The sequence below is a fragment of the Aquiflexum sp. genome, from assembly GCF_977115555.1.
The window spans coordinates 1-5,121 of record NZ_CDSBKL010000305.1 but is presented as its reverse complement, the minus strand read 5'-3'; the positions used below and the strand labels follow the sequence as shown (position 1 = coordinate 5,121).

At 47.2% G+C, this 5,121-nt stretch carries 3 protein-coding genes; 1 reads left to right on the top strand and 2 read right to left on the bottom strand.

The features are described from left to right. A partial coding sequence (locus ACZFYI_RS15430) for a hypothetical protein (protein ID WP_462525023.1) occupies positions 1-1,772 on the bottom strand: 1,772 nt, incomplete at its 3' end. Positions 1,773-1,790: 18 nt separating this feature from the next. After that, entirely contained in the window at positions 1,791-3,602 is a 1,812-nt protein-coding gene (locus tag ACZFYI_RS15425; protein ID WP_462525022.1) for a 3-keto-disaccharide hydrolase, read from the bottom strand. Positions 3,603-3,851: 249 nt separating this feature from the next. Between ACZFYI_RS15425 and ACZFYI_RS15420 the strand changes: the two genes are divergently transcribed. Beyond that, positions 3,852-4,889 (top strand): serine hydrolase domain-containing protein, encoded by a 1,038-nt coding sequence (locus ACZFYI_RS15420; RefSeq protein WP_462525021.1) that lies wholly within the window; start codon positions 3,852-3,854, stop codon positions 4,887-4,889. The last annotated feature ends 232 nt before the right edge of the window (positions 4,890-5,121 follow it).

Below are 5,121 nucleotides of genomic sequence, written 5' to 3'. Positions count from 1 at the left end.
GCATTGTGACAGGCGGTACAGGTATTTTTGGCAAGCAGTGCGCTGATGACTTCCTGCGAAGGGACTTCATTGGCCACGGCTACAGGTTTGGCCGCCACTGCCACAGGAGCTTTTTTCGGAGAAGCTGCAGCTATCTTGGCTGCTTCAGCTTCCTGCCTGGCTTTCTCGGCCACTGAATTGTATTGGCTGAGTTCGTCCGCAGCCAACTTTTCCCCTTCAGGAATATTGTTCAGTGTGTAATATGCCGAGCCATGAACCAAAGAATGGGATTCGTACCGGTCTCTGACACCTTCCAAGGAGATTTTGTGGATATAATACCTCCTCAGGCCATCTACGACTATTCTCACCTTCATCCCATCAGGAGATACTTTTACCCCGGAGATACCATTGTCCTGAATATTTACAGGCGGGCTTCCATAGACAGGATGGTATTTGTAAGTAAAGCTCTGAACGGCATAGGAAGCCAAGTCCTCTGCGGAATTGATATTGACAGGCTTGGTAAATTCTATCTCAAAACCATCAGGCATGGCCTTGACGGTTCTCATTTCAAAAGGAATCTCATTATTCCACACCATGCGCTGAAGTCCTTCATTGGCTTCGCCCGCAGAACCCCAACCTCTGTTGGTCTCGCCTACAAATAGTGACTTGTCCGCACCGAAGGCAATCCGCATGACTCCTGATTGGAATCCACTTCTGAAGTCAATCGATGCTCCCTGATATTGGCCGTTTACTTTTTCCAACATGACACGCATGATCTTGCTTTGGCCTTGATCTCCTACGAGGATCTGTCCTTCGAAGGGTCCGAGATGTCCTTTTGGAATCTGCAAAGGCTCCGAGTTGGAGATGCCATGGATACCATGTGGCAACCAAACTGCAGGGAGTTTGATGGATGGGATTTTTTCTTTTGCCTCAAACAGGGTGATGAATTCCTCATCCACCACATTTTCGGGCTTGATATACCTTCCGTATGTATTTTTGATTTTTCTCGGATCTACTACTGCGTCAAATTGCTCGGCAGTCAGTTTGAAAGGAGGTCCAGCCAATGCTGTCCAAGCCAAGCCTGCAGGATGTCCGGTGAAATCTCCTTTTTCCAGATGCCACAATCCACCTGAAGCCATGTAATCTCCCTGGTTGTCGGTATAAAAAAGCTCGCCGTCGATGATACCCAATCCCGCAGGAGAGCGCATGCCTGTAGCCCAAGGTTCCATTTTGCCGTCAGGGGAAATTTTCATCACCCAACCTCTGTACGGTACGCGGCTTTCGCCTCTCCACCATTCTTCATTGCCAAAGGCCACATTGCCGGAGACAAAGTAGCTGCCGTCATTGCTGACCTTGGGTCCGAAGCTGTACTCATGGTAATGTCCTGAGATGTCCCAAGCATATATCGTCTCGTATTTGTCTGCGTAGCCGTCCTTGTCCGTGTCGGTGACTTTGGTCAGTTCACCCCTTTGGGCACAGATCCATGAACCGTCCTGATAGGTCAGTCCGAGAATTTCGTGCAGTCCAGAAGCAAACTTCCTGAAGTAAGGTCTTGGGCTTGTGGGATTTTCCACGATGAAAATATCCCCTCTTCTGGTAGCCACACCGAGGTTGCCGTTTGGCATCAAAGCCAATCCGCCCACCTCAAGGAGTGTTCCTTCAGGGCTGCTTACTTTCATGATTTTGTAATAATCTTCCTCCAAAGGAGACTCTTGGGCCATGATCGGTCGGGAAAACAATCCCAAAAATCCGAGTGCCAGGATGGTAATGTATGTTGAATGAAAGGTCTTCATATTCTAAATGTCAATAAGTTAAAACAAGATGCTGTATTGGATCAGGGAATTGAGGGAAACCAAAAGCTGCTGCCTGTCGCCGCTGCTTTGAACTACAGGCTTGTTGGCCGACTTGGGGTCTACCTGTATGTAAAAGCCCTTGTCCGCTACCCAATACAATCCGTCTTTGATCAGTTTGATTTCAGCACCTTCCGCGATGGCATATTGCTTGTTTGCAGTGCCTCCTGCAGCGGTCAGGGTCCTGTCCAATCCTTTGCCGTCTGCCCTGCTGATGATAAAGTCACTGAAGGAAATCCCCTGCATGTCATAAGAAAACTCGACCCCGCCGTTTTTGGTTTGGTAGCCTTGGGTATCAAAATTTTGGTTGTTGGACTGGAATTCTATGCCGTAAAGGTTCTTTTCGGGATTGCCGATGAATACGACTGCCCCGAGGGGAACAGATGCGCCGTTGCCACGGTCATTCCACATTGGTGTGGCATCCAGAAAGCCCCCTCTCCAAACCTGCATCAGGTTTCCTTTGCTCAGGTCATAGGAGTAATGTACCTGCTGTGGACTGGAAACTGAAAGCGCATGTGTGATTCTTTTGCCATCAGGAAGGTCCATAAAGCTTCGCAACATCGGTACATCCTGTTGGTCGACAAGGATCGGGTCTGTCATCCACATCTGTCTGGTACTGCTCTTCGAAAGTGGAGTCTCACGAAGTCCGGGACCGAGTATATACAGGTCAAGTCCTGTGTCGGACCAGTCTTTGGTCTTGGAGACGAGGATCTCTACAGGAACTGTTCCTTTGTTGAGGCTGACATTTGCCCTTTGGTACTCATCACCCATTCCGGTGACTTTCTTGCCGTCAATGGTGAGCTGACCTGTTCCTGATGAAACAAGCATGTGGATGACGTAGTCGCCTGTAGCAGGAATGTTTAATTTACCCATATAACGGGTCATATTCTGTCCTGTCGGTGTTTGGATCGGATCCTGGATATTGGAAACGCTGCCTACCGAAGCCACATCAATTTTTGAAAAATCAGGCTCTTGGTTGAAGAATCCTTTGTAAGTCTCATACTTCAGGTCGGTCAATGTCGGCGCCGGGGTATCAAATCTTGTGATCTTGATATTGCGGTAAGCCACCGCACCATGGTCGCCTTGGATCCGGAGTGGACCTTTGGCGATGTCGTTGGGCATCAGAGAACCGCGGGTAGGACCGAAGAGTTCGAGATTTTCATGGATCGTCACGCCGTTGAGTTGGATGTAGAGAAACTTCGCATTCTCGGTTTTCTCACCTTGTGCATTGAACCTTGGAGCCTGAAAAGACACCTTCAGCTGCTGCCAGATTCCCGGTGCACGGGCCACATTCTGCCTTGGGGCATAGCCTTGGTAGCCTTTTTGTCCATCGGGCTTGCTTTCATCCCAACGCTCATAGACGCCGCCCATATCGCCAGGCTTGACGGTGGTTTTGGTCCAACTGTCGAGGACCTGGATTTCGTACTGTCCCATGAGGTACACACCCGAGTTGGAATGGGTAGCCACCATGACCTCGAGTTCGAGGTCGATGTCTCCGAATTCCTCGATGGAGACAAGGTCTTGGCCGTTATTCTTTTTCGTGGGGAGGTTGACGATGATGCCCTCACCTTTGGATACCTTGAGGTAGTTGTCTTGATTGGGATCTCCGGCGACATCTCCGGCCATCTGCCAGGTACCGCTATTGGGTTTGAAAGCCGAGAGGTCATTCAGCATGACGGTTTGCTGGGCAAAAAGGGCAGTATTGCCAAAAAATCCAGTCAGGAATACGCAGACTAGGAGGCTTGCATATTTTTTGAATTTGGTATGGGTCATTTTTATGTTGTAATGGTTTGTAATGGAAGTAGTATGAAAGGGTAAATATGTCCCAAATGGGGTGTTTTTCCAAATGAATGTTTAATTACCGCAAGGAGCATTATTTTACCGCAATGGACGCAAAGGTATCGCAAAGGGTCCTCGGTATCCTGCTTCTCCAGAAGCTGGATTTGATTTCACTTTTACCGCAATAGACGCGAAGGTATTGCAAGAGGATTTTAGTATTTTTACCTGTAAATCTTTTTCCTTATGAAATTCTTTTCAATACTCCTTTGCCTGTTCGGACTGCTTTGTATTGCATTATTTCCCCCAATTAATGCAGACATCGAATCGATTTCCAAAATCATGTCTGATAAAAATATCTCTGGGATTTCTTATGCATGGCTGCAAGAGGGTAAGTTGAAAGAAAGTTTTGCCATCGGAAAAGCTAATAATGATAACCAACCCATCGACCAAGAGACGGTTTTTTCTGCAGCCTCCCTCAGCAAACCCATCTTTTCTTACATAGTCTTTCAGTTGGTAGATGAAGGTGTTTTGGCTCTAGACACGCCTTTATATACTTATTTTGATTATCAGGATATTGCTCATGACCCAAGGCACAAACTTGTCACAGCCAAAATGGTACTCAGCCATACAAGCGGATTGCCAAATTGGAGAAAGGGAAAACTTCAGTTCCAATATGAACCCGGAGAGCAGTTTCGGTACTCAGGAGAGGGCTTCGTCTGGCTGCAAAAGGTGACAGAACACCTTAAGGGGAAAAGTTTGGAAGAGCTTGCACAGGAATATATTTTTCAACCGTTGGGTATGAAGAGGAGTAGCTTTGTTTATTTAGAGGAATTTGATGCTAACCATAGTCTTTCCTTCAAGAAAAACGGAAAGCAAATAGGGAAAAGCAAAGTAAAAAATCCCAATGCAGCGGCTTCTCTGCAGACAACGGCATATGATTATGCCTTGTTTCTAGAAGCCTTATTGGAGGGTAAAAAGATGAACCCGGGTTTGCAACAATTGATGTTTACGCCACATGTTCAAGTAAATCTAAAGGAAGGCAAAGGCCAGCAGGTCTATTGGGGTTTGGGTGTGGGAATCCAAGAAACATCTGAGGGCAGACAGATTTTCCAATGGGGAGATAATTACACGTTTAGGGGGTTTTTTACGGCCAATGTAAAATCCGGAAATGCAGTTGTTTACTTCACCAACAGTCAGAATGGCCTCAGTCCTGTCCGGGAATTGGTCAAGTTAGGGATGCCCGATCCACAGCCTGCTTGTGATTGGTTAAATTATGATTGAGGGGATTAATATACCACAGAGCACACAGAGGGCACAGAGAAACAAGGATTCATTTTCTCCCGCAGATTGCGCAGAAAACGCAGATTGCATTCCTCCGCCATCCTGCTTCTCCAGAAGCTGGATTTGATTTAACTTTTACCTCAATGGACGCGGAGGTGGGATTGATTGATTTACCACAGAGCACACAGAGGGCACAGAGAAAAAAGGTTTTTCATTTTCTCCCGCGGATATC

Excerpts from the sequence above, each read along its gene's own strand:
- ACZFYI_RS15425 (WP_462525022.1), bottom strand. The coding sequence starts at position 3,602 with ATGACCCATACCAAATTCAAAAAATATGCAAGCCTCCTAGTCTGCGTA.
- ACZFYI_RS15420 (WP_462525021.1), top strand. The coding sequence starts at position 3,852 with ATGAAATTCTTTTCAATACTCCTTTGCCTGTTCGGACTGCTTTGTATT.